The organism is Streptomyces scabiei 87.22, assembly GCF_000091305.1.
In the GTDB taxonomy this organism is placed as follows: domain Bacteria; phylum Actinomycetota; class Actinomycetes; order Streptomycetales; family Streptomycetaceae; genus Streptomyces; species Streptomyces scabiei.
This window is the reverse complement of the sequence record NC_013929.1, coordinates 5,812,325-5,838,236: the sequence shown is the minus strand read 5'-3', so window position 1 is coordinate 5,838,236 and position 25,912 is coordinate 5,812,325. Positions and strand designations below refer to the sequence as shown.

At 71.9% G+C, this 25,912-nt stretch carries 24 protein-coding genes; 16 read left to right on the top strand and 8 right to left on the bottom strand.

Translation table 11 applies throughout. The features are described 5' to 3' along the window. Positions 1–489: 489 nt before the first annotated feature. The 3 genes from SCAB_RS25045 to SCAB_RS25035 all read right to left on the bottom strand — a co-directional run bounded on the left by SCAB_RS25045 (position 490) and on the right by SCAB_RS25035 (position 2,654). On the bottom strand, positions 490–1,437 hold the full coding sequence (locus SCAB_RS25045) for a CU044_5270 family protein (protein ID WP_231885120.1): 948 nt from the start codon (positions 1,435–1,437) through the stop codon (positions 490–492). A gap of 1 nt (position 1,438) precedes the next feature. Then, positions 1,439–2,032 carry an RNA polymerase sigma factor gene (locus SCAB_RS25040; protein WP_013002866.1) on the bottom strand — a complete coding sequence of 198 codons (594 nt, stop codon included), beginning with the start codon at positions 2,030–2,032 and terminating at the stop codon, positions 1,439–1,441. A gap of 253 nt (positions 2,033–2,285) precedes the next feature. Further along, positions 2,286–2,654, bottom strand: a complete 369-nt coding sequence (locus SCAB_RS25035) for a hypothetical protein (RefSeq protein WP_037725540.1) — start codon at positions 2,652–2,654, stop codon at positions 2,286–2,288. A 125-nt stretch (positions 2,655–2,779) separates the two neighbouring features. Between SCAB_RS25035 and SCAB_RS25030 the strand changes: the two genes are divergently transcribed. After that, the gene (locus SCAB_RS25030) at positions 2,780–2,977 is read left to right on the top strand and encodes a hypothetical protein (RefSeq protein ID WP_013002864.1); all 198 of its coding nucleotides are present in this window, start codon (positions 2,780–2,782) and stop codon (positions 2,975–2,977) included. 58 nt (positions 2,978–3,035) lie between these two features. Here the strand turns inward: SCAB_RS25030 and SCAB_RS25025 are convergent, their stop codons facing one another. After that, the gene (locus tag SCAB_RS25025) at positions 3,036–4,322 is read right to left on the bottom strand and encodes a M48 family metallopeptidase (RefSeq protein ID WP_037725528.1); all 1,287 of its coding nucleotides are present in this window, start codon (positions 4,320–4,322) and stop codon (positions 3,036–3,038) included. 326 nt (positions 4,323–4,648) lie between these two features. Between SCAB_RS25025 and SCAB_RS25020 the strand changes: the two genes are divergently transcribed. The 3 genes from SCAB_RS25020 to SCAB_RS25010 all read left to right on the top strand — a co-directional run bounded on the left by SCAB_RS25020 (position 4,649) and on the right by SCAB_RS25010 (position 8,808). Next, positions 4,649–5,143 (top strand): HNH endonuclease, encoded by a 495-nt coding sequence (locus SCAB_RS25020; protein WP_231885119.1) that lies wholly within the window; start codon positions 4,649–4,651, stop codon positions 5,141–5,143. A 183-nt stretch (positions 5,144–5,326) separates the two neighbouring features. Continuing rightward, on the top strand, positions 5,327–8,317 hold the full coding sequence (locus SCAB_RS25015; RefSeq protein WP_013002861.1) for a M36 family metallopeptidase: 2,991 nt from the start codon (positions 5,327–5,329) through the stop codon (positions 8,315–8,317). 197 nt (positions 8,318–8,514) lie between these two features. Continuing rightward, positions 8,515–8,808 carry a zinc-ribbon domain-containing protein gene (locus SCAB_RS25010; RefSeq protein WP_037725526.1) on the top strand — a complete coding sequence of 98 codons (294 nt, stop codon included), beginning with the start codon at positions 8,515–8,517 and terminating at the stop codon, positions 8,806–8,808. Positions 8,809–8,890: 82 nt separating this feature from the next. Here the strand turns inward: SCAB_RS25010 and SCAB_RS25005 are convergent, their stop codons facing one another. Beyond that, entirely contained in the window at positions 8,891–9,493 is a 603-nt protein-coding gene (locus SCAB_RS25005; protein WP_046773661.1) for an ATP-binding protein, read from the bottom strand. A 176-nt stretch (positions 9,494–9,669) separates the two neighbouring features. On the opposite strand from SCAB_RS25005, the gene SCAB_RS25000 reads away from it, so the two are divergent. The 5 genes from SCAB_RS25000 (at position 9,670) to SCAB_RS24985 (ending at position 12,756) form a co-directional block, all read left to right on the top strand. Continuing rightward, positions 9,670–10,587 (top strand): helix-turn-helix domain-containing protein, encoded by a 918-nt coding sequence (locus SCAB_RS25000; protein ID WP_013002857.1) that lies wholly within the window; start codon positions 9,670–9,672, stop codon positions 10,585–10,587. Continuing rightward, positions 10,541–10,684 (top strand): DUF397 domain-containing protein, encoded by a 144-nt coding sequence (locus tag SCAB_RS48645; RefSeq protein WP_231885118.1) that lies wholly within the window; start codon positions 10,541–10,543, stop codon positions 10,682–10,684. Before SCAB_RS25000 ends, SCAB_RS48645 begins: the two co-directional genes overlap by 47 nt. A gap of 282 nt (positions 10,685–10,966) precedes the next feature. Continuing rightward, positions 10,967–11,962: a hypothetical protein gene (locus SCAB_RS24995; protein ID WP_013002855.1), complete on the top strand. Its 996-nt coding sequence runs from the start codon at positions 10,967–10,969 to the stop codon at positions 11,960–11,962. Between the two features lie 93 nt (positions 11,963–12,055). Continuing rightward, positions 12,056–12,424, top strand: coding sequence for a hypothetical protein (locus tag SCAB_RS48055; protein WP_037725524.1), 369 nt, complete (start codon positions 12,056–12,058; stop codon positions 12,422–12,424). Next, a complete protein-coding gene (locus tag SCAB_RS24985; RefSeq protein ID WP_013002853.1) occupies positions 12,418–12,756 on the top strand; it encodes a type II toxin-antitoxin system PemK/MazF family toxin in 339 nt (112 codons plus the stop codon). Before SCAB_RS48055 ends, SCAB_RS24985 begins: the two co-directional genes overlap by 7 nt. Before the next feature lie 13 nt (positions 12,757–12,769). Here SCAB_RS24985 and SCAB_RS24980 read toward each other — a convergent pair whose 3' ends face one another. Further along, positions 12,770–13,966 carry an MFS transporter gene (locus SCAB_RS24980; protein ID WP_013002852.1) on the bottom strand — a complete coding sequence of 399 codons (1,197 nt, stop codon included), beginning with the start codon at positions 13,964–13,966 and terminating at the stop codon, positions 12,770–12,772. Positions 13,967–14,081: 115 nt separating this feature from the next. Between SCAB_RS24980 and SCAB_RS24975 the strand changes: the two genes are divergently transcribed. The 4 genes from SCAB_RS24975 to SCAB_RS24960 all read left to right on the top strand — a co-directional run bounded on the left by SCAB_RS24975 (position 14,082) and on the right by SCAB_RS24960 (position 18,621). Next, a complete protein-coding gene (locus SCAB_RS24975; RefSeq protein WP_013002851.1) occupies positions 14,082–15,143 on the top strand; it encodes a winged helix-turn-helix domain-containing protein in 1,062 nt (353 codons plus the stop codon). After that, positions 15,140–15,646: a glutathione peroxidase gene (locus SCAB_RS24970; protein ID WP_013002850.1), complete on the top strand. Its 507-nt coding sequence runs from the start codon at positions 15,140–15,142 to the stop codon at positions 15,644–15,646. The genes SCAB_RS24975 and SCAB_RS24970 overlap by 4 nt, the downstream gene beginning before the upstream one ends. Positions 15,647–15,731: 85 nt before the next feature. Next, positions 15,732–16,604 carry a MerR family transcriptional regulator gene (locus SCAB_RS24965; protein WP_013002849.1) on the top strand — a complete coding sequence of 291 codons (873 nt, stop codon included), beginning with the start codon at positions 15,732–15,734 and terminating at the stop codon, positions 16,602–16,604. A 343-nt stretch (positions 16,605–16,947) separates the two neighbouring features. Further along, positions 16,948–18,621 carry a hypothetical protein gene (locus SCAB_RS24960; protein WP_013002846.1) on the top strand — a complete coding sequence of 558 codons (1,674 nt, stop codon included), beginning with the start codon at positions 16,948–16,950 and terminating at the stop codon, positions 18,619–18,621. A 258-nt stretch (positions 18,622–18,879) separates the two neighbouring features. Here the strand turns inward: SCAB_RS24960 and SCAB_RS24955 are convergent, their stop codons facing one another. Next, positions 18,880–21,882 (bottom strand): D-alanyl-D-alanine carboxypeptidase, encoded by a 3,003-nt coding sequence (locus SCAB_RS24955; protein WP_013002845.1) that lies wholly within the window; start codon positions 21,880–21,882, stop codon positions 18,880–18,882. 313 nt (positions 21,883–22,195) lie between these two features. Between SCAB_RS24955 and SCAB_RS24950 the strand changes: the two genes are divergently transcribed. From SCAB_RS24950 to SCAB_RS24940, 3 genes are all read left to right on the top strand, one after another. Continuing rightward, positions 22,196–22,954, top strand: a complete 759-nt coding sequence (locus SCAB_RS24950) for a GOLPH3/VPS74 family protein (RefSeq protein WP_005486078.1) — start codon at positions 22,196–22,198, stop codon at positions 22,952–22,954. A 564-nt stretch (positions 22,955–23,518) separates the two neighbouring features. Continuing rightward, the gene (locus tag SCAB_RS24945) at positions 23,519–24,388 is read left to right on the top strand and encodes a helix-turn-helix domain-containing protein (protein ID WP_013002844.1); all 870 of its coding nucleotides are present in this window, start codon (positions 23,519–23,521) and stop codon (positions 24,386–24,388) included. A 271-nt stretch (positions 24,389–24,659) separates the two neighbouring features. Next, positions 24,660–24,869, top strand: coding sequence for a DUF397 domain-containing protein (locus tag SCAB_RS24940; RefSeq protein ID WP_013002843.1), 210 nt, complete (start codon positions 24,660–24,662; stop codon positions 24,867–24,869). A gap of 172 nt (positions 24,870–25,041) precedes the next feature. On the opposite strand, the gene SCAB_RS24935 is transcribed toward SCAB_RS24940, so the two are convergent. After that, positions 25,042–25,899, bottom strand: a complete 858-nt coding sequence (locus SCAB_RS24935) for a hypothetical protein (protein WP_013002842.1) — start codon at positions 25,897–25,899, stop codon at positions 25,042–25,044. Positions 25,900–25,912: the final 13 nt, after the last annotated feature.

Sequence of the window (25,912 nt, the reverse complement as noted above, 5' to 3'; positions counted from 1 at the left end):
CCTTCTCGATCCACAACAAGCCGTCCGCTGCCTGCCCTTACCCCTCCGCGATCATGCCCCGCAGGAATGGCTCATCGTCACGTCGGCTCGCGACCTCGGCAGCATGGGACCCTCGCGGAACGTCGGAGCGGGCGCTGTGGGACGGGACGCTGCCCCGGATCCGCTTCGTGCACACGGACGACCGGGTGGTCGCCATGGCGTGCGGCATGCTGAAGGCAGCCGGTCTGCATGGTCACACGTACGCCACCGATGCCATCCCGGCGGCTGCGGCAGGGCGGGACGCCGTGCCGGGAGCCGACGGAACGCCGCCTGCCGACCCCGACCGCCGTGAGGACAGTCGCCGGAACGGTAGCCCCGATGAGCAAGTTCGCCGTGCGGAGCGAGCCGGGCTTGGTGCCCCGCCCCCGCTGCGCAGCGGCCGGCCTCTCGGCGCTGCCGGGGCGGCCCACCGAGAGGCTCACGAGCACCAGGCACTGCCGCCCGGTCGGTTCAGGGCTTCTCGCCCTCCCGGTCGACGAGGGCCTGGGTCGTCTTCAGCTCGCAGGATGTGACCTCGCCCTTCTTGTACGAGCGTCCGGTCGACGAGCCGTCCTCGTACTTCTCCTCGTAGCCGCGCACCACAACCGACTGGTTCCCCCGGTACTGGAAGGTGTCGGGGTCGAGGAGGTACTCCCGGCGCTGTACGGCCTTGCCGCCCAGCTCCGGGTACACGGCGATGGCGTCATGCCCCGTCGGGTCCTTCACCAGGTGCGGGACCACCTCGATCCCGGGGTCGGCGGCCAGGGCACGGTACAGCTTGGCCATCCCCTGCGGAGGCACGGGATAGGCCTCGTTGAGGGTTGCCAGGAGCGCGAGGGTCTCGTGCTGCTCGCCCGTCAAGCCGGAGTCCTTGTCCAGGGGGAACATGTCCGCCGCCCGCTTCCGGATCTCGGCGGGGTCGTCCGGCAGCGCGGCGAGCAGGCGGTACAGCCGCCGCTGCGAGGGCTCGGTGTCGCCGTCCTTGTCGTCCTCCCTCACGGGGCTGTCGTACTGGACCCACTCCTCGTTCACCTCGGGCTTGGCGTCGGGCGCCGCGTCCGACGCTCCGTTCTGGCACTGTGCGGTCTTCAGGTAGATCCACTGGCCGTCGCGTGGATGCAGATCCGGCTGCTGCGACACCACTTCCGCCGCCTGTTCCAGGAGTGCCGTCGCGGACGTCAGGTCGGGGCCGGCAGGCTGCACGCCGCGCTCGGGTCCACCGCCGTCGACGAGCATGGTCACCACCACCGCGATGGTGACCACCGTCGCGGCGACCCCGGCAGCCGTCACGCGCCAGTCCAGCCGCACCCTGCGGGCAGAGCCCCGCTGTGCTGCCCCCAGCAGCTTCTCGCGGCCGGGAACCAGCCGTGCCCGGTCCGGCGTCGGCGCATCGGCGCGCAGTTCGTGCATCCTGGTCATGTCATCCATGGGTTACCGCCCCGCTGTGGTCGCTGACGAGGGTGGGGTCGGCGCCGAGCGCCGAACGCATCTTGCGCCGCGCCCGGTTCAGCCGGGAGCGGACCGTGCCGACCGGCACCCCGAGGGCGTCGGCACACTCCTGGTAGGTGAAGTCCGCCCAGGCGACCAGCAGCAGCACATGCCGGTCCTTCCCGGGCAGGGCCGCGATCGCCCCGGCCAGCGCCTGCTGCGAGGCCTCGGCCGTCACCCGCTCGTCGGCCCGTTCCGACCAGGACTCGGCCACCGGGTCGACGCCGGTACGGGCCAGCGCCCGCAGCGCCCGCACCTCCGAGCGGCGGTGGCTGCCGATGAGGTTGCCGGCGATGCCGTAGAGCCATGGCCGGGCACTGGCGCGCGCGATGTCGAAGCGGGCGCGGTTGCGGAAGGCGATGAGGAAGGTCTGCGCCGTGATGTCGTCGGCGTGGCTGTCGCCCAGCCGGCGCATCACGTACCGGTGGATCTCGGCGGCATGTCTGTCGTACAGCCTGGCGAACAACTCCGGCCGCTCCAGGGATTCCTGGATGATCAGCGCGTCGTCGGCGGGTGGGTCCCCCACGAGGCCCTCGCTTCTTCATTCGGTAGGAGTGGAGTGCATTGCACCCCCTGTTGTCCGAAGCGGCCAGGAGGGTTCACGCGCGGGAGACGCGCCAGTTCGTGTGCCCGGACGGTCCACGGGCTCTCGCCGCCGGGATCCGTGACGGCGGCGAGCCATTCTGGGGGAAAAGGGTCACCGCCTGCCGAGGCTCCGTGTCGACCAGTGCCCGAGGTCAGCACCTGAACGACCGGAAAAGAGTGTGGGCGGTGCGAGTTCAGCAGAGGTCGGGGCGTGCCGCGCCGGGTGGGGTCTGGCGGACGCCGGTGCACGCCACCAGCGTGCTGCCGTCCTCGGCTAGGAACAGCATGAAGACCCATGAGCCGTCGGCTGTCCTGATGCGACCGAGCCGAACCGTCCCGCCGCCGTACAGGTCGAGGCGTTGCACGGCCCGCGCCAAGCCGGAGGTCTCGATGCCTCTGCGAGAGGTGAGACGGAGCCTGCGCCCGTAGATCGTCGCGAGCGACATGGCCGACGTCGGACCGTCCCAGACGACGTAAGAGGCGCCGGCGCGGAGGGCAGCCAGAGCGGCCGACGAGGTGTCGTCGCCACCATCCAGCAGCCGTTCCAGCTGTTCCCGTTCCATGGCCCCCCGCTCGGGATCCTGCTCTACAGCAATGAGGTACAGCACACCCCCAGACCAGGGGACCCCAGCCACGTCACTTCGGGAGGCCAGGGTCGTGGCACCCGGGCCGGTCATAGGGTGAGGGCATGCGGAACGACCGGCACGACGAGCGTCTCTCCGGCGAGGAGCTGGAACTCTTCCTCCAGTACCTCCATCGTTTCGCCAACCACGACGTCGATCAGTTCGTGCTCATGGAAGTGGGCGACCCCGAGCATCCGTGCTACCTGAACCTGTCCCGGGCTCCGGAGCCCGGAACCGATCCTGCCGTCTACCGTCGCCCGTAGCCGCACGGGCGGTGCACCTGGCGTCCAAGCCTGGCGGTCGTAGGGGCAAGTGCGGGAGTCAGTCGTCGAGGCCGTCGCGCAGCAGGCGGCGGGCCGTCTCCGTGCGGGCCTCGGCAAGTTCCGCGGCGATCCGCTCGGTGCGGTGTGCCTGCGGCACCACGGCGGCGGCCTCGGGGGTCCCGGTGAGCAGACAGGCGCGCCGCAGGTGGGTCGGTGGGTGGGTGGCGTCGACCTGGTGCCCGCGGAGGGTTCCGACCCGCCTCTGCCGTTCGTACTCGTGCTCCGGGACGGACGCCGCGTACGCGCGGAGCCGCTCCCACACATCGCCGGCCCGGGCCGCGGCCTCTCGGGCGGACCTCGTCCCGCCGAGGGCGGCACGACTGGCCTCGGCGCGCAGGAGGACGCCGAGGGCCCTGGTGATGAGCAACCGGTCCATGAGGTTCACGGCCTCCTGTGTGGAAGCCGTACGGGCCGCCAGCCGGTCGGCGAGGTACTCGGCACGTATCCCGGCCCGCGACGTCAGCCGGACGAGCAGCACGAGCACCGCCCGGACCAGCAGGCGTGGCACCACGTACAGGGCGTTGACGGCCATCTCGATCCCGGACGGCTGCGGAAGCGGCTGAAGGGTGTGGTGCCACAGGGCCAGGGACCGCACCGCCGTGCCCACGACCAGGCCGTTACGGGTGTCGCCGTTGGCGTAATGGGCCAGCTCGTGGCCGAGCAGCGCGATCCGCTCCCCGGGGGTGAGGACCTCCCACAGCGGCATGCCCAGCACCAACAGCCGTCGGCCGCGCACACCGTACGTCGTGACGGCGGCGTTGATGCTCGCGTCCACGGCGATCGCGTGCACGCCGCGGGTACCGACCGACCGCGCCACCTCGTCCAGCAGGGCGAAGAGTTCGGGGGCGTCCGACCGGAACAGCACGGGCCGGTCGTCGGGCAGGCGCTGGACTCTCGGGGCGAGCCCCCAGGCCAGTACGAGAAGCACCAGGCCCGCCACCACGCCTACGCCGCCCCAGCCCGCCACCACACACCAGACACCGCCGACGGCCAGCGCGAGAGTGACCCCGTGCACGGTCAGGGCGAGCGCGGTGCCGATCAGTGCCGAGGCGTCACGCCTCGGGCGCGGATCCCGCCCGCTCCCCATCTCGGCGAGAAGCTGCTCGCCGTGCCGTCGGGCCAGGGCACGTGCGGCGCGTTCCAGCCGACTCGCGTCCGGCCCCTGTCCCTCGGGGTCCACGTTCCAGTCGCAGGCGGCGCACCAGACGGTGAACCGGTCGTCGACACGCATCTCGACGCCGCATTGCGGGCACGGCCGTGTGATCTCTCCGGTGATGGCGGGCATCCCTGTTCTCCTCTTCCTCGGCTCCTCCCTGAGCCGCTGCCTGCTGATACCGGCCGATCCGATCACACGGCGGACACACAGCGAAGAGTGGTCGTGCTTCGCTGCCGAACCGTGATCCTGCCGCAATCGTCCCGGGGGGGGGCGGGGGTCGGGCGCTCCGGTGGGTGCGCGCTCCAGCGGGCGCGCGGACGCCGAGACGGCAGCAGGGGCCGTACGTGCGTGGGGCTCTGGATCAGACCGCGTAGGGCAGCCCACGAACCGCCGAACGACGCGTGGTCGAGGGAGAATCACCGCAGCACGGGCTTCCACCGACGAAGGGGGCACTGGTGAGTGACCCGGAACCCCCCGCGCCCCCGCGTCGCAGCGAGGTCAAGCGGGATCAGGATCGGCGGCGGCGGGCGCGGATGCGGGCCAATGGGCGCGTCGAGCGTTACGACGTGGCGGAGATCGGTGCGCGGGACGGCTGGCTGTGCGGTCTGTGCGGGGATCCGGTGGACCGGGACCGGCGGCACCCCGATCCCCGGTCCCCGAGCCTCGACCACATCCGCACCGTCGCGGCCGGCGGCACGGACACCCGTGACAACGTGCGTCTCACCCACTGGGGCTGCAACCACGAGCGCAACGACCGCACCCCGTTGAGGACCGTCGAGGAAGCGGAGGCGCAGCGCGCCGTCCTGCTGCGGATTCCCTCTCTCCGGGAGTACGCCGAGAGTCTGGACGCGGAGGTGATGGTCCGGCGCTCCCTCGCCTCGCACGCACCCGAGCGGTACCGGGCCAAGCTGGCCCGCCGGGTGGCACGTTTCGAGCAGGAAGGGCGCTGATCGCGCGGGCGCACGCGCCCCGTGGCCCATGCGTTCACACAGGCACTCGTGGGGCCTGTGGGGTTTTTGTGAAACTTGAAGTTTCAGGGTTTCAGGCGTCCCCGTGCGGATGACAGGGTCGAAACGCACAACTCGGCCGCTACGGGCGGTCGTTGGACTCCTCACCCCCCACGAGGCAGTGACATGGCGAAAGCCTCCTCGCAGAGAACGCGAGCGACCATACTCACCGCGACGGCCGGCCTGGCGCTGGCCGTCGCCCTTCTGCCCGGTTCCGCGAACGCGGTACCGGACGACCCGACGGGCCGTCCCGCCCCGGGCAACGGATCCCCGGCGGCCGAGAGCGAGCCGCCCGCCCCGTCGCAGCAGACGCTGGTACGGCGTGACGCGCGGCTGGCGAAGGCCGAACAGCGGCCCGGCGTACAGCGGCTGCGGGACCGGCTCGGCGCCCAGGGCGTGCTCGAACTCGACCCGGCCACGGGCACCGCGCGCCAGGTCGCCCGGCTCGACGGGTATCTGACGGCGCGCAGCGCAGCCGACCCGGAGGACGTCGTCCGTGCGTACCTGCGGGCCCATCCCGATGTCTTCGGCCTCTCCGCCGGCCAGGTGCGCGCCCTGACGCTGCGCAAGCAGTACACCGACGTCGCCGGCACCCGCCATCTGTCCTTCGTGCAGTCGGTCGACGGTGTGCCGGTGTTCGGCAACGGCGTCAAGGCCCATGTCGCCCGCGACGGGCGGCTGATCAGTGTGCAGGGCTCCCCCGTGCGGAACCTGCCGCCCGCGCTGTCTCCCGGGCGGATCACCGGCACCGAGGCGCGGCGCACCGCCGTCCGGGACATCGCGGGCGCCCGGGCCGTCGGCGACGACAGCACGCGCGGAGACACCGCCAAGCAGGTGGTGTACGCGGCATCCGGCGGCGCCGCCCGCCGTGCGTGGCGGACCGTCACCTCGCCGGACGGCCACGCGATGTGGCTGCACGTCGTCGACGCGGAGAACGGGCGGGTCCTGTACCGGCAGAACCTGTCGTCCGACCAGTCCGCCGACCGTCAGTCCGGCCGGACCGCCGGCGTCACAACGGCCGGGAAGGCCGCCGAGAAGGTCACAAGGAAAGCCACACAGAACGTCACCGAGAACGCCGGCGAGAACGCCGGCGAGAAGGCCACGACTCCGCCCGCCAAGGCTCTGGCCTGGGATCACGCGCCCGGTGACGTACGGGGCGGCAAGCAGCGCTCCCGCAACCTGACCGCCCCCGGATGGCTGCCCGCGGGCGCCAAGACCCTCGACGGCACCGTGGCGCACGTCTACAGCGACGTGAACGACAACAACCAGCCGGACGCCGGGGAGGAGGTCGCGCCGACGAAGAAGGGGGCCTTCTCCTTCCCGTTCAAGCCCTTCACCGGTGACGGCTGCGGCACCCCGGTGCCGTGCTCCTGGGACGCGAAGACGCCGAACTCCTGGGAGACCAACCGCGCGCAGAACGCCGCGCAGGTCTTCTACTTCCTCGGCACCTTCCACGACCACCTGAAGGCCGCCCCGATCGGCTTCACCCGGGCCGCGGGCAACTTCGACGGCCGGGACGGCGACGCCGTCCAGGCGCAGACCGACGACGGCGCGGCCGTCAAGGACGGGCTGCCCGACGACGACCACCTGAACAACGCCAACATGGGAACGCCGCCGGACGGCCGGCCGCCGACGATGCAGCTGTACCTCACCGCGCCGTCGGACGGCTATCCGGTCGTGCAGGGCAACTGGGGCGACGACGCCGCGACCGTCTACCACGAGTACACGCACGGTCTGTCGAACCGGCTCGTCGTCGACGCGGACGGCGTCTCGACCCTCGTCAGCCAGCAGGCCGGGGCCATGGGCGAGGCGTGGAGCGACTGGTACGCGCTCGACTTCCTCGCCGATGAGCACCTGCGCAGGGACACCCGTCGTACGGACGGCGAGATGACCCTCGACCCGGCCGGCTGGACCGACTCCGCGCCGAGCCGGACCCAGGGGCTGGACTGCCCGGTCGGCTCCGCCTCGCCCAGGTGCCCCGGCACGTCGGCGGCGGGCCCCGGCGGGTACACGTACGGCGACTACGGGAAGATCTCCCGCCGTGGTCCGGAGAGCCACGCGGACGGGGAGATCTGGGGCGAGACCCTGTGGGACCTGCGCTCGGCGCTCGGCAGCCCGCTCTCCCAGTCGCTGGTGACCCGGGCGATGGAACTGTCCCCCGCGAACCCCAGCTTCCTCGACCAGCGCAACGCCATCCTCCAGGCCGACACCGTGGTCAACGGCGGACGCGCCCACGACCGTATCTGGAAGGTCTTCGCCCACCGGGGCATGGGCTACTTCGCCGCCGCCCTCTCGGGTGACGACACCAGGCCCGACGAGGACTTCTCCCTGCCGCCGGGCGCGGACACCCCGGTGGTCACCCTCACCGGCAAGGTCACCGACGACGCGTCCGGCGCCGCCGTGGGCGGGGTCACGGTCAGCGTCAGCGGGCACTCCTCCGGCTTCCCGGGCGCCGACTTCTCCGCCGTGTCCGCGGCGGACGGCACGTACACGATCCCGGACGTCCCCGAGGGCACGTACCGGAAGGTGTACGCGAGCGGCAACGGCTACGAGCCCCAGATCCGCACCGTCGTCGTCGGACGGGCCGGTGGAGCCGACTGGCAGGTGCGCCGCGACTGGGCGGCCTCCTCCGGCGGTGCCGAGGTGGCGGACTTCAGCGGCCCCGACAACTCCGGGTTCGGCTGCGGGCCCGGCGGGCTGATCGACATGGCGGGCACCGTCTGGGGCTCGGACATCGGCGACGGCGGAGCGGACCCGCACAACACGGTCCGGCTGCCCGCGGCGGTGGACATCAGCGAGCTGCTCATCGATCCGACGGCGGGCTGCGGGGACGATGCGACCGCGTCGCTCGGCGACTACCGGATCGACACCTCCGCCGACGGCACCACCTGGGCCACCGCCGCCGAGGGGCACTTCGGTCCCGCCGACACCGGCCGGGAGAACGCCGTCGCCCTCCGGGCGGACACCGGCGAGAACGTCCGGTACGTCCGGCTGACGCTGCTCGGCAACCAGGCCGCCGACAACGGCGTGGACTGCGCGAAGGACTCCGGCCCCTCGGGCTGCAGGTACCTGGACGTGACCGAACTCGTGGTCCACGGCGCCCCGCACCGGGGCTGACGGCCACGGCATCACCCGCCACACCCCCGAGGGCGGCGTTCCGGCGACGGGACGCCGCCCTCGGCCGTGCCGTAACGGGAGGCAGCCGGGCTCGACGGGCTCTCGTGGGGAACATGCACACTGGAGGGCAGTGTGTGCGGCGCGTGCGGTGACTGCGGTGCGTGCGGCGCGTCTACGAGCGCCCCGGGAAGGATCAGATGTTCGTCATCTTCGGCACCAAGGGATACCTGTACCAGCTCGCGATACTGACGCTGGTGTGCGGGCAGTGCGGAAACCCCGCCGCGCACACGCTCAGGAAGCGGGTCACGAAGTTCACGCTGTTCTTCGTGCCGCTGTTCCCGTTCTCGACGAAGTACCAGACCCAGTGCACGTTCTGCGGCGCGGAGCAGAAGGTCACCGCCGAGCAGGCCGAACAGCTCCAGGCGCAGAGCGCGGGCGGGCACGGCGGCCAGTCCCACGGCCAGCCGCAACGGCAGCCGTACCAGTCCTGAGGACGGCGGGAATCGGCAGCAGCGACAGCGCCGCCACCGAGATCGCCGAGTGGGCCAAGGACAACGGCAGCGCCGTGAGCGACTACAGCGGGCTGTACCGACTGGACGCCTCCGACGTCGGCTGATCACCAGCTTCCGCCAGGGGCGGGCCACCGGATTTCCCTCCGGCGGCCCGCCCGGCTGTTTCGATGGACACCTCCGCCCATACCGTCTTCCCCACGGGCCGACGAGGCGCCGACCCCCAGCGCACGGCCAGGACGTCCACCAGGAGCAGGCCTCGACCGGACTCGCCCTCGGGGTACGACAAGGGCGGGGCCTTGGGCGGCCATTTCGCGGAGGCCGCGTCCGCGACCTCGACGCGAACCAGGCCCGCAGCCGCGTCGAGGGCGATCCGAAGGCCGAAGCCGTGTCCGGGTACTCGACCGTGCTGTACGGCATTCGCGGCGAGTTCGCCGACGACGAGCGCGACCGCGCACGACGTGTCGGACACCGACAGGTAGCCCCACTCCTGCATGCGGCGGACGGTGAGTCGGCGGGCGAGCCGCACACCCCTCGGCGAGGATGCGAACTGCTCGGCGAACGCCGGGAGTTCGCGTGCCGCGTCTGTCGGCGCGCCGGTTTTCGCCGCAGGGTGCGCGGCGCTCCGTCGTGGCCCGTCTCCCGGGGTGGTCGTTCCTGTCAGCACGGTTGGTCCGTCCTTGTCCGTCGATCCGAGGCATGTCGCGACGTACGCGAGTCATCACGTTCCGTGCTCAAGAATCGTCCGGTCGGCCTACGCTCGACAGGTGACACAGCCTTACTTTTCCTCCCGTAAGGAACGGAAGTGACGCTTTGGCCAACGGAATTGACCCCAGCACGTCGATGGCGGCCCTGTTCGGCGCGCGAGTGCGCAGGCTCCGTACGGCGGCCGGACTGACCCAGGCCGAGCTCGGCGACCGGACGCACGTGGTGAGCACACGGATCACGCAGATCGAGCGGGCGTCCGGAGCGAAGCCGACGCTGGAACTGGCGCGTGCGCTGGACGCGGCCCTCGGCGCGGACGATCTGCTCGTCGAGCTGTGGCCGTACGTGTACCGGGAGGCGTTTCCCGACTGGTCACGGAAGTTCATGGAGTACTCGGCGCGGGCGGTGACCATCCGCGAGTACGCGGCTCATGTGGTGCCTGGCCTGTTGCAGACGCAGGACTACGCGCGGGCAGTGCTGAGCGTCGGCCGAACGCTCGCAGACAAGGAGCAGTTGGAAGAGCGGGTCGCCCTTCGTATGGGACGACAGGAGCGTCTCGGTACGCCCGCTCGTCCCGAGCTGTGGGTGGTCCTCGACGAGGCGGTGCTCAGGCGTCCGGTCGGCGGCCAGGCGGTGATGTGTGAGCAGTTGGCGCGGTTGCTCGGGACCAGGGCGGAGCCTCACCTCACCGTGCAGGTACTGCCGTTCGACCAGGGCGAGCACGACGCCTTGGGCGGATCGCTCACCGTGCTCACCATGCAGGACGGCTCGGAGATCGCCTACACGGAAGGCGCGCACTACGGCCAACTCATCGAGGATCCGGACGAAGTCAGGAGTTTCGCGCTGACTTACGATCGGCTGCGGGCGGCAGCTCTGCCCCCGCTCATGTCGCTCGACATGATCCGATCCGTGATGGAGGACAACCACCGTGGAGCGAAGGTCCCGTCCCGATCTGAACGGCGCCGCCTGGCGCAGGAGCAGCTACAGCAATCAGGAGGGCGGCAACTGCGTGGAGGTGGCCGACCGGTTCCGAGGAGCCGTCGTCCCCGTCCGTGACAGCAAGGTCCCGCACGGTCCGGCGCTGTGCTTCGACACCGCCTCCTGGACCGCTTTCATAGGCGAGTTGAAAGCCGGGCACCACCACCGTCCCTGAGCCGACCGGGCCCTGGCCGCCGTCCGCCTTCCGGGCTCACCGGGCCCTTGTCCGCGAGGGTCCGGCGGGCCGCTGACCTCCTGAAAGAACCGGGGGAAAGAACTACCCGCCCACCCACCCTCCCTGGCCGCGAGGCCCGCGTCACCCGTCCGAGTGACCGGCTTGCAGGCGCGGGATGCGGGCGGTTACGTTCGCCGCGACAACCGCAAACAGATACGGCCCCCGGCCGGGACTGGCATCCCGAACGAGGGCCTGACCAACCAGGAAGTAAACGGCTTCCCAATGGCTGACTCGCAGTCTAACGCGCCCCTGCGCGCCGACGCCGGAGCGCCGACCTCCGGCGTGATCCACGTACGCACCCGCCTCACGGCCGACTTCACCGTGATCTCGAACGCCCTCGCCCAGCGGCGCGGCAGCGCGGTCACGGTCGGTGTGGCGACGTACATCTCCTCCCTCCCCACCGGCACCCTCGTGAGCATCACCGCCCTGTGCGAGCACTTCGACGAGGGCGAGATCCTGATCTCGCGGGCCCTCAGGGAGCTCGAAGCCGCCGGATACCTGGAACGCCGCCGCGAGCGGACGCCCACGGGGCACATCCGTACCCGCACGTACTTCTACGACGTCCCCGGCGGCGACCCCGAGCCGGACCCCAACCCAGACCCAGACCCAGACCCGGGCGGGCCTCCCCGGCCGCCCAAGGCGCGTGCGCCCCGGAAGCGGCCCGCCACTTCCGCGCCCGTGCCCGGGGCGGAGGCCGCCTCCGCGTCAGCGTCCACGTCCGGGGCCGTGCGAGAGCCGGTGCAGGTGCAGGTGCCCGCGCAGGTGGGGGAGAAGACGGAGGAGGCGGCGGAGCCGGACTCCAGGACGGAAGCGGAGGCACCGGTCCTGCTCGCCGACGTCGACCCCCGGGCCGTCGCCGTACTCGCCGGCCTCCGTCGGGCCGACCCCCGCCTCGTCCTGTCCGAGCGGGAAGCCACTCGCCTCGCCCCGGCCGTCAGCCGGTGGCTCGCGGTGGGCCTGCTGCCCACCCAGATCACGGACCACCTCACCGCACGACTCCCGGCAGACCTCCTGGTCCGCCCGGTCGGCATCCTCGCCTACCGGCTCAAGGAGACTCCACTGACCTGCGCACCTGCGACCGGAAGCCCCGAGACCGCGGAGCGCCCGGCGGTCCTGCCCATGCGGAACTGCGACGGCTGCGACCGGGGGTTCCACTCCGCGGGACACAGCCACTGTCGCGACTGCCGGACCCGGGACCCGCTCCCCGCCGCCGTCTGAGGCGGCAGCGACTCAGCACGCTTGACCACGAAAGGCACAGGAATGTCACTGGGTGTACGACATTTGTCCTACAGTGGAATCAAGGAGGTGGGAATGACTCCGAAGGCCGAGCAGAAGAACCTCGCAGAAGGTGCCGAGAGCAAGAAGCGCACCTCGGCCACAGCGGCCCGAACCGCGCCGACCCGACCGACGCGGGGCGCCGGCGGTGCGACAAGCGTGGCCCAGGTACGGCTGCGCCCGGACGAACTGGCCGATCTGCGACGTGTGATGCGAACCCTCAACCTGCACTCGCTCTCCGATGCCCTGCGCGAAGGGCTTCGGTTGTTGTCCCGCGAGGCGGCCGAGGTGGCAGCCGCCCAGGAGATCCGCGACTTCTACCAGGGCGCTTCGGCTCCGACTCCCGTCGGCGTCGTGCCCGCGACAGCGGACGAACTGGCGGCGGCGGACGACACCGCATGGTGAACATCGGCTCCGCCCTGCGGGGCGAGGTGTGGGGTTGCGCCCTCCCCGGCCCCCTCGGCCCGCATCCGGTGGTCGTCCTCACGGTGAACCGCATCGCCGAACCGCTGTCGGCGCTGACTGTCGCCGTGATCACCGGAACGAGCGGCCCCGCCTCCACCCACGTTCCGATCGGCCCTGACTGCGGGGTGACCACGTACGACGAGTCGTACGTGAACTGCACCGACCTGCACACCGTGGACAAACCAAGGCTCCGGAGACGTCTCGGTCTGCTGGATGCGAGCGAGATGCGGACTGTGGAAGATCGCGTTCGCGTGGTTCTGGGGTTGGCGTAACCCGACGTCGGTCTCACGACACGCGCGCCGGTGACGTGAGCCCCGTCCGCTCGTCTCGTCCCGCCGCCCACAACGCCAGCGTCACCAGCACCGACGCTCCCGCCATCACCGTCATCGCGGTTCCCGGTGAGGCCAGTTGGGCCAACCCGCCCGCCAGGCCCGCGCTCACTCCCTGCAACGTGAGCATGCCTGCCGAGTGCAACCCCAAGGCGTGGCCCGTGAGTTCGGGCGGGGTCAGGGCGAGCAGTCGCTGTTGCTGGACCAGGCTCGCGCCGAAGCCGACGGAGGCGAGGGTCGCGCAGGCCGCCGCGGCGGGGGTCGGGGGGTGGACGGCGAAGAGGAGGTAGGGCGTGGCCAGGAGCAGGAGCAGCGGGGTGGCCAGGCCGTCCCGGATCCGGGGCGGGAGGAGGCGGCCGACCGTCACGTCGCCCGCCAGCATGCCGAGCGCGGCGCAGGCGAAGAGGAGGCCCGCCCGGTCGGGGTCGTACGCGACGAAGAGGGACTCGCAGCCGACGACCAGGCCGTTGGGGAGCCACAGGCCCAGGTAGAGGCGGCGGCGCGGGGCGGAGGACCACAGGCGGGCGTTCGTGCGCCAGGTCTCGGCGACGGACGGCCGGCCGGTGGCGCGCGGGGCGCGGCGGGACAGGCCGAGGGCCGTGCACAGGGCCGCCGTCGCGTACAGGGCGGCCGCGACCAGGAGGGTGACCGCCGGGGACAGCAGTGCGACCAGGGCGCCGCCGGTCGCGTACCCGGCGATCTGGGTGACCCCGTGGAGCATGTTGAACACCGAGCGGCCGAGGAGATACCCGTCCTTCGGGAGGATCTCGTTCAGCAGGCCCCAGCGGACCCCGCCGCCGAGGGAGGCGACCAGGCCCTGGGCCGCGATCACCGCGAAGACCGCCCACAGGGGCAGGCCGGGCAGGGCGAGGGAGGCCGTGCTCGCCGCGAGGGCCACGGCCAGGCCCGTCATCGTGGCCCTCGGCGGCAGGCGGTCCGCCGCCGAGAGCAGGGTCGTCGCGCCGGCCACCTGCGCGAGGGACGGGCCGAACATGCTGAGGGCGGACAGCAGCGGGGAGCCGGTCGCCGTGTAGACGGAGGTGGCGAGGGCGAGGCCGCCGATCGTGGAGGCCGCGACCTGGAGGGAGGAGGACAGGAAGAGAGGGGTGAACTCCCGGGTACGGAAGAGGGCTCGGTAGCCGTGGCTGCGCATGGGACAGGAGACTCGGGCCCCGCACCGCGCCCGTCGTAATGTTTCGCGTACACGCGAAAGCTCGGCCCGGGCCGGGGCGGGCTCGCGACGCGCTCGGGGAGCGGGAGGTGGACGCGTGGGCTGGTGGCAGGTCAACGCCGACACCCTCGCCGGGAGCCGGTTCGTCGTCTCCCCGCTCGCGGAGACCTTCGCGAGTCTGAAGATGCTGCACGCCGGGGCCGCCACGCACCCCGGGGAGCACGCCTGGCTCGCGGCCCATCTGCCGTCGTACCGCGGCGAGTTGGGCCGGGACCCCGTCACCGCGCTGCTGGTCCGCGCGGGGCTCGGCAAGGAGTGGATCGCCGACTTCCTGACGCCCACGCCGCGCGAGAACGAGTCCTTCGCGGACGAGATCGCCCGTGTCCGGGACGCCGACCCCGCCGCCGCGCGCGCCCACCTCACCCTCTCCCTGCCCGGCCCGCTGCCCGCCGCCCTGCACCGGGACGACCTGCCCGCCCGCGCGGCCGGCCTGCTGACGTACGTGTGGGAGGAGACCGTACGGCCCTACTGGGAGCGGCGTCGGCGGGTGCTGGAGGCCGACGTGCTCGCACGGACGGCACGGCTCGGGCAGGGCGGCTGGGCGGCCGTGCTGGACGCGATGAGGCCGGGGATGCGGTGGCTCGGCGAGAACCGGCTCCAGGTGAACGCGCACGAATATCCGCCGCGCGAGATCTCGGGGGCGCGGCTGGTCTTCGTGCCGGTCACGCGGCAGCGGACGGGGTGGGTGGCGTGGGAGGAGGGGGAGCGGTACGCCGTCGTGTACCCGTGCTCGGGCGTCCTCGCCGACGGCGGGGACGGCCCCGCCACCACTCACGGTCACGGTCACGGCCGCGGGGCGTACGGCCGCGGCACCCCCGTCGTCCCAGCCGCCCTCGGGGCGCTCCTCGGCATCGCCCGTGCCCGGGTCCTCGTCCTCCTCGACTCCCCCATGAGCACCACCCAGCTGTGCGCGGTGACCGGGCAGGGACTCGGCTCCGTCGGCCGTCATCTGCGGGTGCTGCTGGACGCGGGGCTGGTCCGGCGGGGACGGGCCGGACGGTCGGTGCTGTACGGGCGCACTCCGGAGGGAGAGGTGCTGGTGCGGGCGCCGCACCCTCGCGGGGGCGAACAGTCTTCCGGAGATAGCATCCGTTTATGACTACTGACCACGCCACCCCCTCCCCCCTCGACGTCGAGATCGGCGCCCTGAAGGGCGGCTCCGCGGACCTCGCGCAGTACGCCGGACAGGCCGTCCTCGTCGTGAACGTCGCCTCCAAGTGCGGCCTCACCCCGCAGTACACGGGCCTGGAGGCGCTGCAGGCGCGCTATGCCGCGCAGGGCTTCACCGTGCTCGGCGTGCCGTGCAACCAGTTCCTCGGGCAGGAGCCGGGCTCGGCGGAGGAGATCGCGGAGTTCTGCTCGGCGACGTACGGCGTGACCTTCCCGCTGACCGAGAAGGTCGAGGTGAACGGTGGCGGCCGGCACGCGCTGTACGAGCGTCTGGTGGACCACGCGGACGCCGAGGGCCACACCGGCGACATCCGCTGGAACTTCGAGAAGTTCCTGATCGGCCGCGACGGCACGGTCGTCGCCCGTTTCTCGCCGCAGACCGAGCCGGAGTCCGCGGAGCTGGTCGCCGCCGTGGAGAAGGCCATCGGCTGACCGCCTTCCTTTGACCTTGCCCCTGGGGCAGGGGGCACCGTCCCTCTCGCCGGGCGGAGGGCGCCCGGCGACGGAGGATGACCCAGTGCACGTGGACGATCCGGACAGCCTGCTCACCATCGGCGCCTTCGCCGCCCGCGCGCGGCTGTCGGCGAAGGCGCTACGGCTGTACGACCGGCTGGAGCTGCTCACGCCGGCGTACGTCGACGAGGTGAACGGCTACCGGTACTACCGGGCCGACCAGGTCGAGCGTGCCCGTCTGGTGGCGCTGCTGCGCCAGCTCGACATGCCTCTCGCACGGATCGCCGGGATCGTGGGCGCCGCGGAGCAGGACGGCACGCGGGCCGCCGAGCGGCTCGACGCGTACTGGGCCGGGGCCGAGGAGCGGTTCGCGTCACAGCGGACCCTGGTCGCCTACCTCCGTGGACGGTTGTCGGGAAAGGGATCCGGAATGGACGGAACGTTCACGGTCGAGACGGTCGACACCGCTGCGCAGGTGCTGCTGACCCAGTCGCGGCACACGCTCGCGGACGAGTTGCCGGCGTGGATCGGGGCGTCGCTGGGGCGGCTGGAGGCGGGCGCGGCGGTGTGCGGGGGAAGCACGGGCGCGCCGTTCGTCGTCTACCACGCCGAGGTGTCGATGGAGAGCGACGGCCCCGCGGAGGCGTGCGTCCCGGTGGCGGACGAGAGTGCCGCGCGGGCGTGGGCGGCCGAGCACGGGCGGTCCTGGGAGACGCGGGTGCGCGTGGAGCCTGCGGGGCGGCTGGTGTACACGCGGATCAGCAAGGCCCAGGTGGCGTATCCGCAGATCGTCGCGGCCTTCGAGGCGGTCGAGCGGTGGATCGCCGGGCGCGGGCTGGAGGTCACCGGTCCGTGCCGCGAGATCTACTTCGCGGACTGGGAGACGGCGGGTCCCGAGGACCCGGTGTGCGACGTGGCGTTCCCGGTCGCATCCTGACCCTGCCGGCACCCGGCATTCGGCACCTGATGCCGGTGCCGGGTACCGGGTACCGGGTGCCGCTGTGGTCGAATGTCGAGGAGGCCGGGGCGCGGGCCGCCGTAGGGGTTTCCCTACTGCCGTAGCGGATCGCACACGTCCTGTCGGCCAACTGCCGGCGAGTGGTTAGCGTCTACCTCAACACACGGAGAACGCCAGGGACGACGTCCGTGCAGACCGCACCCGCCCGCACGAGCCGAAACGGAACGGAAGAGCCGCAGTGGCCTTTGCCGAGCTGACCCCACGACGACCCGTCTCGCGCGCCGACGAACCGTCGCGCGAGCCGTGGCGGGAACGCCATCGGGTGCCCCTCACGGCCGCCCTGTGCGCCCTTCCGCTGTACGTCGTGTGGTGGGCGGTCTTCGCGACCGGCGGCGGCGACCTGGCGGCCCAGGTGGCGTGGGCGGAGTTCGCCAAGATGTACCCGGACTCCGCGGTCAACCTGTTCTGGTACGGGGGTCTGCACGCGGCGAACTACAGCGTGCTCTCGCCGTACCTGATGGCGGCGTGCGGTGTGGTCCCCGTGACGCTGGTGTCGGGGCTCTCCGCCTCCTGGCTGGCCGGTGCCGTCGTCACTCGTACGGGTGTACGTGCGCCGGTGCCGGTCGCGCTGGCGGCGACGTTCTCGCTGTGGTGCCAGGTGGTGTCGGGGCGCTCCACGTTCATGCTGGGCACGGCCTTCGCGATGGGAGCCCTGCTCGCGGTGCTGAGCGGGCGGGGCGTACGGCAGCTGTCGGTGGCGGCGGTGTGCGCGACGCTGTCCACGCTGGGGAGCCCCGTCTCCGGGCTGTTCCTCCTCGTGGTCGGCGCCGCGTATCTGCTGGGCCGTGAGTGGGGCCGGGCAGGGGTGCTGGTCCTGCCGCCGGTGGTCGTCGTGGCCGTGACCACGCTGCTGTTCCCCTTCGAGGGCGAGCAGCCGATGGCCTTCAGCCGGATATGGCCGCCGGTCGTGCTGTGCGCGGTGGTCGTGCTGGTCGCGCCGAGCGCCTGGCGGGTGCTGCGCCTGAGCGCCGCGATCTACGCGCTCGGCGTGGTCCTCTGCTACCTGATCCCCACGCCGATCGGCACGAACGTCGAGCGGCTGCTGGAGCTGGCGGGGCCGGCGGCGGCCCTGGCGATCTGCCTGTACCGGGGCGAGGCCCGCACGGACGGCTCCCGGCTCCCCCTGTCCTGGTTCACGCCCCGGCGGCGGACGGTGGCCGGGGCGGTGGCCCTGGTGCTGTCGGTGACCTGGCTGACCGGCAAGACGACCGCGGACATCGTCACCAACACGAAGGTGCCGGAGTGGGCGGTGAAGACGGACGGCGTCGTGAAGGAGCTGAAGCGGCTCGGCGCCTGGAAGACCCGCGTCGAGGTGGTGCCGGCCCGCGACCACCGCGAGGCCGCCATCCTCGCGCCGTACATCAACATGGCGCGCGGCTGGAACCGGCAGGCCGACGTCGAGCGCGGCCGCCTCTTCTACGAGGGGCACGGCGGGACCGAGGTGCCCGAGGGGGCGTTCACCCCGGCGGCGTACAAGGCGTGGCTGTCGCAGTGGGCCGTCGGGTTCGTGGTCCTCGTCAACGGGGAGCCGGACGGGCCCGCGGAGCTGGAACACGCGCTGGTGACCAGCGGGCCGGACTATCTGCAGCCCGTCTGGCAGGACGCCAACTGGAAGATCTACCGGGTGAAGAACGCCACCCCGCTGGTCGACAGGCCGGCCACGGTCGTCAGCGCGGACGGCGCGAACCTCGTCGTCCACATGCCGAAGGCCGGCGAGGTCACCGTGCGCGTCGCCTACTCCCCCTGGCTCTGGGCCGACAACGGCTGCCTCACCGCCGACCGGGAGTCCGACGGCGACCTCACCGAGTTCACCCGCCTGACGGTGCACGAACCCGGCGACGTCCGCATCAGCTCCCAGTACGGCGGCCCGTCCCGCAGGACGACCCTGGAATGCGAGAAGGAAGCGGACGAGAAGGGAACGGGCGAGGGCGAGTAGGGGGTCGCGAACAGCGAGTCGGGGGACGCGCGACTGCACCGGAGCCGGGCGGGAGGCCAGGAGGCGAGGCGGGGGCGTGCGGGGCGTGCGGCACGTGGAAGCCGAACTCCCGGGCCGTCGCGTCCTCGATGACCCCGTCGTCCTCGACGACCCTGTAACGAAGAAGCGCCCCACCACCTTGGGACACACGGCCCGGACATGCGGAAGCGCCCCTGTCCGTCCGTAGGGTCGGACAGGGGCGCCTCGGAGTCGGGTCGTTCAGCTCACTCGGGTCAGCTTGGTGAGGAAGCCGGGTTCGGTGAGCGTTTCCTGGAGGGCGACCGGTACCTTCACCCCGTCACCGATGCCGTTTCCGACGATCAGTGATCCGACCACGGTCCCCGGCTTCGCCTCGTGCGGGATGGTCGCGTCCGCGTCGAGTTCGAGCCGCACGGTCTTGCCGGCCCAGCCGACCGCCGAGACGTTCTTCGTGACCACGACCGGGGTCCGGCCGCCGAGCCCGTCGTCGACGTGTCCGACGACGTCCCCCTTCTTCAGGATGGTGTCGGAGGTCAGCGCGTCCTGGGCGGCGATCATCGCGGTCTTGCTGACCGCGTTGACCGTGTCGATGATCGGCGGGGTGTGCTGGCCGAGCACCGCGCCGACGACGATCGCCGTCTCACCGCCGACCTCCTGCGTGGCCGCGAAGAGGAGGTTGCCGCCGGCGGCGGTGGTGGAGCCGGTCTTGATGCCGATGGCGTTGTTGTACGGGACGAGACGGTTGTAGTTGTCCCACTTCTTGCCCGACGGGTCGACCCAGGTGGGCAGTTTGGTGATGTCGGTGAGGGCCTTCATCCTCACCAGCGCGTTGCCGAGCTTGACCTGGTCCTCGGCGGTGGAGACGGTCGTCTCCTTCAGCCCGGAGGGGTCGGTGTACGTCGTGTTCTTCATCCCGAGGTCCTTGGCGGCGGCGTTCATCTTCTTGACGAACGCCTTCTCCGAGCCCTTGCTGTCCCAACGGGCCAGCAGCCGCGCGATGTTGTTCGCGGACGGAATCATGATGGCCGCGATCGCGTCGTACTGGGAGAGCTCGTCGCCCTCCTTGACGGTGTTGAGGGTCGACTCGCCGTCCTTGTCGTAACCGCCCTCGGTCTCGCCCTTGGCGTCGACGGTGATCGTCTTCCCCTTCTCACCGGGCTTCATCGGGTGATCCTTGAGGATGACGTACGCGGTCATCGCCTTGGCGACGGAGCCGATGGCCACGGGCTTCTGCTCGCCGAAGCTGTCCATCGTGCCGATGCCGTTGACGTCCATCCAGCCCTGGCCCTCGGCGGGCCACGGCAGGTCGACCTTGCCGCCCTTGAACGCGTACGACTCGTCTGCGGTCAGGGCGAGGGCAGGGGCGGGCAGCGGACGCAGGGACTGTGCTACCGCAAACACGATCACCAGCAGGATCGCCAAGGGGGTCCAGATCTTGACCCGGCGGATGAACGTCCGCACGGGAGTCTGGCGCGGCGGCGGGGTGTTGGTCAGCTCGGCCAGCAGGTCGAGCGGCGGCTTCGGCGGCAGCGGCTGCTGTGTCGTCCGCTCGGGGCCGACCTGCGGGATGGCCCGCGTCGCCTCCGCCGGGGGGACGGCGGGCCCGTCGGGCGCGGCGGCCGGAGGCTTGGCCGGGGCGTGCTCGTCCAGGGGCTTCAGGGCGACGAATTTGCTGGTGCGCTCGGACGGGGCCGGGGGATCCGCGAGGGCCTTCCCGGCGGGCTCGGCGTCGGTCCCGGCCCGGTCGGTGCTGTCGGGCTCGGCGTCGGCATCGGCCCGGGCGGCGGGTTCGGTGGCCTTGGGGGCGGCGGCGCCGCCCAGCTTGAGCATGGTGGTGGGCTGGTCCACGGCGGGGGGCCGGGGAGCCCGGAAGACGGCGGTCGGCTGGTCCACGGCCTGTTTCGCCTCGGCCGCGGCCTCGCCCTTGCCCTCGGGCTTCCCGCCCGCACGGCTTTCGTCGTCGGCGGCTTCCGGCTCGTCGTCGTCCGCGACCGCGCCGGGGCGCGCGTCGGCGGTGAGATGAACCGTGCCGTCGGTCGCGGGGGGCACGTCGGAGGAACGGTCCTCCACCTCGTCGGCGGCAGCCGGACGCGCGTCCTCGGGGTGCGCATCGCCCGCGGCACCGGCGACGACCGCGTCCTCCGGCTCCGCCCGCACGGCTGCGGCGGGCACGCGGAGCGTGGTCGTCTTCGAGTCGTCGCCGGTACGGGGAGACCGGGGGGCGGCCTCGGCCTTGCCCTTGACGCCGGCCCCCGTGCCGGTGCCGATGCCGGTGCCGGTATCGGCGTCCGCGTCCGCGTCTGCGTCTGCGTCTGCGTCTGCGTCTGCGTCTGCGTCTGGGGCGGTCTCGCCCTCCGCGTCCGCGTCCGTACGCGCGGCGGCGGCGCGGTCGCTCTCCTCCCCCGCCCTGGCGCCGGGCAGGCGGGCCGCCGTGGCGGCGGGGGCGGGCTCGTCGGTACCGCGGTCACGTGAGTCGGCGTCGTCGTGCTCGGCGCCGGGCTCGTCCGTCCGGGCCTCGTCGGCGGCCCCGGGCTCGTTCGCCGCGCTCCGGGCGCCCTCACCGGCTCCGGCGGCAGGCTCGCTCCCGAGGGTCTCCTCCCGGTGCCGCTCCTCTCCGCCGTCCTGGCCGTCCTGGCCGTCCTGGCCGTCCTCCGCCTCGTCGGAGTCGGCGGGGGCCTGCGCGGAGCTGTGCGGGGCCTTCACGGCGTCGCCGGAGCCCTCATCGTCGACGGAGTCGGCCTCCGACGAAGCGTCGTCGGAGCGGGACTCGGACGCGGTGTCCGCGGCAGGGCGGGACGAACCGGCGTCCGAGCCGGCGTCGACGAGCCTGTCGCCGACGCCCCCGTCACCCGCGTCCCCGTCCCCGTCCCCGTCCTCATCCCCATCCGCGACCGCGTCCGCGTCCGAAGACTCCGAAGACCCGGCGTCCGAAGACCCGGCGTCCGAGTCGCCGGAACCCGCATCGGCACCCGCAGGCACGGCAGCGGCCGCATCGGCCTCGTCCGCACCGGCCTCGTCCGCGTCGCGGCCGGTCCCGGCCTCCGTCGTCCCGGCCAGGGAGCGGCGGGAGAACACCGCCGTCGCCTGGTCGGGCTTCGGGGCGGCGTCCCGGGACATCGCGAGGCGTGGGTCGGGGGACGGCTTCGCGGGGCCGGGGGTGTCCCGGACCGGTGGCTCGTTCCCCGTTGTCGCCTCCGTCGACGACTCGTACCGCTTCGACCTGTCGGGGGACGTGCCCGCCACCGATGCCTCCTCCCGCGCGCCGCCCGTCCAAGGAGCGCGCGCCCAACCGAACCGTGAACCGTGAACCCATGGACCCGCGAATCCGCGAATCCGCGAATCCGTGAAAAAAACCCGCCGCCCGGACACTAGTCACCGGCGCACCACCGCGCCTCGCCGCTGTCCGAACCATGTACCAGTGTCCTGTGTGCGGGCTTAACCCCTGCGGTAGACGAGAACGACATACCTATCGGTTCCACTACATTCCGGTCACGCACTCTCGACAGACCAATGTGAGAGGGGTCACCCTGTCTGTCATCCACGCGGGGAGGCATGGATGGGCAGGAGCCGCAGAACGATTCCGGAGGAGCTTCTGCTGCTGGCGTTGGACCCGGCCACGGGTACCACCGCACAGCCGCAGTCGCTCGACCTTGGTCTGGCCGGAGCGCAGCTAGTGGAGCTGGCGCTGGCCGGACGGATAGCCCCAGACGGGGATCGTATCGCCGTGGTGTCCCCACGGCCGACTGGAGATCCGACTCTGGACTGCGCGTTGGAGTTGCTGCGAAGGCGTGGCGCTCCCGTACGGGCGGTCCATTGGATCGGCGGGCCCCGTCTCGGGCTCCGCCAGATCTACCTCTCGCATCTGGAGCGGTGCGGCATGGTGCATGCCGTGGCGGGCCAGATGTGCGGAGTGCTGCCGACCACTCGCTACCAGGCGAGTCAGACCGAGATCAGCCGGGAGATCCGAGCCCGGCTGGACTCCGCGATCCGCACCGGCGTACCGCCGGACCCGCGGACCGCGGCGCTCGCCGCCCTGGCGCACGCGGTCGGCCTCGGCAAGCACCTGTATCCGGGGAACGAGGGACGCTCGTCCCGCTCCCGGCTGCGGGACCTGATCCGGCACGACCCCATGGGCGGCCTGGTGGCCCACGCCGTCATGGACGTGCAGAACGGTGTGGCCGCGCAGCCACGCCGCAGCCCGGCACCGACCGGCCGTCAGGCCGCCCCCGGCGCCAGGCCACCCGCACCGGAGCCCGCGCGCGGCGTTCCGATGCAGCCACGTCGTGGCTCGATGGCCCGCGTGGTGGCGCACTGAGCAGCTCGCGCCGCACCACCGTCGGACCGAACCACCCGAGTCACCCGAAGCACCGCAGTAGCCACAGCACCCGCATCACTTGAGCACGCGCAGCACCCGATAGACCCGACGCACCCGAGGCACGCGCAGAGTTCGACGCGCGCGTCACGTCACCGTGGTGCGCGGTGGGAGCAGGACCCCGGAGCCGCGGGTCCCCGCCCCCACCGCACCACGGACGTCACGCGCGTGTCGTAGGTCTCGCGCGTGCCGAAGGACCCAGGACCCGGTTCGGGAGCCGCAGGTTCGCGCGGGGCGTACGGGGCCGTCACACGCCCCGCACGCCCCGCGCGACCGCATGTCCGCGTCCGGGGCGCGCTGCGGGTGCGTCCGGGTCGCGTCCGCGCCGCACGGGCCGCGCACCCGTGTCCGTCCGGCGAAGATCCCTCCGCGGCGGAAAATCACCGGCCCAAAGGGCGCGTGCGCAGCGCATATCCGCTGTTTTCCAGCGGTACTCGGCACCTTGGTGGCAATCTGCTCAGCAGCAGATACGCAAAGTAGAGGCACGCAGCCGGAGGTGCACGTCCCGTGGCGTCCAACGTCAATCCCACCGTCAGGCGACGCCGGTTGGGCCAGGAGCTGCGTCGGCTCCGCGAGCTCAAGGGCATGACCGCCGAGGAGGTCGCCGAGCGGCTGCTGGTCTCCCAGTCGAAGATCAGCCGCCTGGAGAACGGCCGCCGCAGCATCAGCCAGCGTGACGTCCGCGATCTCTGCGGGGTCTACGAGGTCGAGGACCAGCGGGTCGTCGACTCCCTCATGCAGATGGCCAAGGACTCCCGGCAGCAGGGCTGGTGGCACGCCTTCGGCGACGTCCCGTACAGCGTCTACATCGGCCTGGAGACCGACGCCGCCAGTCTGCGCGTCTACGACCCCCAGGTCGTCCCCGGGCTGCTGCAGACCCGCCCGTACGCCGAGGCCCTCATCGCGGGCGCGCTGCCCGAGACGACGGCCGCCGACATCGAGAAGCGGGTCCAGGTACGGCTGAGGCGACAGGAACGTATCTCCGCCCCGGAGAGCCCCCTGCGGCTGTGGACGGTCCTCGACGAGTCCGCGCTGCGCCGGGTCGTGGGCAACCGCTCCCTGATGCGCGAGCAGCTGGAGCACCTGGTCGAGCAGTCCCAACTCCCGCACGTCACCGTCCAGGTGATCCCCTTCGACATGGGCGCGCACCCAGGGCTGAACGGGCAGTACGCGATCCTGGAGTTCCCGGACGCGTCGGACTCCAGCGTCGTCTACATCGAGGGCGTCACCAGCGACCTGTACCTGGAGAAGCCGGCCGACGTGCAGAAGTACAGCGTGATGTACGAGCACTTGAGGGCCCAGGCGCTGAACGTGGAGCAATCCCGCCAGCTCATCGGGGAGATCGCGAAGGAGTACGCGCGGCTCCGTCCCGAGTGAACGGTCTCTTCCGGCCCGGATGGGGCTGAAGGGGCCGGAAGATACACCCTCGACACACTCGGGGGGAAGACCCCCATGGAATATGCCACCCACCCGAGTGAATAGTCGCTTCGTCAGGCGATGTTGGCGAGTAGCGTCGATCACGCCAAGGAAAGCAACGACCTTGGCGCAAACCGAGCCGTGGATTCCGGTAGCGGAGAGCACCGTTTCCCCTTCCCTCTCCACGGCTCGGCGACAGCAACTCAGCGACCAACCGGCAAGCGGAGCAGAAATGGCAATTCAGCAAGGCGCCCAGAACTCGTGGGTCAAGTCGTCCTACTCCACGGGCAACGGCGCGTGCGTCGAGGTCAAGTCCCCCGTCGTCTCGGCCCTGTCCGTACGCGACTCCAAGGTCACCGACGGGCCGACGCTGGCGTTCCCCGCCGGCTCGTGGAGCGCCTTCGTGGCCGAGGTCGGCCGGGGAGCCTTCGACCTCGCGTGACCATGGTTCACCACGACCATCATCACCCTTCTCATCACCCCAACTTCACACACACCCACTGACAGAGCCCTCTCGACCGGCCCGCCGTCCTGGCCGAGGGGGCTCGGCCTTGCCCGCGTATCCCCCGGAGGGCGGCATTGCCCGCGTCCTCCCGGCAGTCCGGGGCGCGGGCTCAGCGCAGCCGGTCCACGTGACGGTCCGTCCCCGGGACCGTGGGCACGAACGGCGCCAGCAACTCCTGCCGCCCCAGGCCCGATTCGGCGACCGCCTCGCCCAGTCCGCCGAAGTACGCCTCCCAGCGGTCGAGCGGATCGGCCTCCAGGAACCACAGCAGCGTCAGCCGGGTGTCGACGCCCTCGACCTGCTTGACGTACGACATCCGGTCCAGGGGCAGCGGGGTGGGCCGGAAGACGGTGACCATCGCGGCCGGCGATCCCGCGAGCCGCTTCGGGAGGTGGCGGGACCGCAGCCACTCCAGCAACTCCGCCCGCTCCACAGGCCCTTCGGCGTCGATCACCTGGAGCACGAGGCCCGCGTACGGGTGGTCGAGGGCATGGAAGTCCCGGGGGCCGGCGGCCCCGTCTCGGTAGACGGTCACCTCGTGGTCCTGGAAGGCCGTGAAGACGTGCGTACGGTCCTGGTAGACGCGCGCGTCGCGATTCAGCCGCTTGTTGATGGCGACGGTCCACCGCATGTGGTCGTCGTAGCGGCCGTCGGTGATCCAGTACGTGGAGAGGTAACAGCCGGCGGTGACCGGCTGGGCGATCGCCGACTTCTCGGGTGCGCGCAGGAGCTGGAGGTCGCGGGTGGCGACCCAGCGGCGGCCCGAGAACATCCACGGCATCGCCATCGCGCCCGCGTAGTAGTGGTCGTCCTCGTACCAGCGGTTGTAGGCGTACTCGTGGCCCGGGTGCGGCTCCACCATGGTGATCAGGGCGTGGCCGGGCCGGACGCCGTACGGACCGACGGCGGCCAGCTCGGCGTAGGTGGCGCTGCGGGTGTCCTCGCCCGTGTGCTCGGCCTCGCTCATGTGCTTCCCCTTC

Excerpts from the sequence above, each read along its gene's own strand:
- SCAB_RS25045 (WP_231885120.1), bottom strand. The coding sequence starts at position 1,437 with ATGACCAGGATGCACGAACTGCGCGCCGATGCGCCGACGCCGGACCGG.
- SCAB_RS24950 (WP_005486078.1), top strand. The coding sequence starts at position 22,196 with ATGGGCAGGAGCCGCAGAACGATTCCGGAGGAGCTTCTGCTGCTGGCG.
- SCAB_RS48055 (WP_037725524.1), top strand. The coding sequence starts at position 12,056 with ATGACTCCGAAGGCCGAGCAGAAGAACCTCGCAGAAGGTGCCGAGAGC.
- SCAB_RS24940 (WP_013002843.1), top strand. The coding sequence starts at position 24,660 with ATGGCAATTCAGCAAGGCGCCCAGAACTCGTGGGTCAAGTCGTCCTAC.
- SCAB_RS24980 (WP_013002852.1), bottom strand. The coding sequence starts at position 13,966 with ATGCGCAGCCACGGCTACCGAGCCCTCTTCCGTACCCGGGAGTTCACC.
- SCAB_RS25015 (WP_013002861.1), top strand. The coding sequence starts at position 5,327 with ATGGCGAAAGCCTCCTCGCAGAGAACGCGAGCGACCATACTCACCGCG.
- SCAB_RS25030 (WP_013002864.1), top strand. The coding sequence starts at position 2,780 with ATGCGGAACGACCGGCACGACGAGCGTCTCTCCGGCGAGGAGCTGGAA.
- SCAB_RS24995 (WP_013002855.1), top strand. The coding sequence starts at position 10,967 with ATGGCTGACTCGCAGTCTAACGCGCCCCTGCGCGCCGACGCCGGAGCG.
- SCAB_RS24970 (WP_013002850.1), top strand. The coding sequence starts at position 15,140 with ATGACTACTGACCACGCCACCCCCTCCCCCCTCGACGTCGAGATCGGC.
- SCAB_RS24935 (WP_013002842.1), bottom strand. The coding sequence starts at position 25,899 with ATGAGCGAGGCCGAGCACACGGGCGAGGACACCCGCAGCGCCACCTAC.
- SCAB_RS25025 (WP_037725528.1), bottom strand. The coding sequence starts at position 4,322 with ATGCCCGCCATCACCGGAGAGATCACACGGCCGTGCCCGCAATGCGGC.
- SCAB_RS25035 (WP_037725540.1), bottom strand. The coding sequence starts at position 2,654 with ATGGAACGGGAACAGCTGGAACGGCTGCTGGATGGTGGCGACGACACC.
- SCAB_RS25000 (WP_013002857.1), top strand. The coding sequence starts at position 9,670 with ATGGCGGCCCTGTTCGGCGCGCGAGTGCGCAGGCTCCGTACGGCGGCC.
- SCAB_RS24985 (WP_013002853.1), top strand. The coding sequence starts at position 12,418 with ATGGTGAACATCGGCTCCGCCCTGCGGGGCGAGGTGTGGGGTTGCGCC.
- SCAB_RS25010 (WP_037725526.1), top strand. The coding sequence starts at position 8,515 with ATGTTCGTCATCTTCGGCACCAAGGGATACCTGTACCAGCTCGCGATA.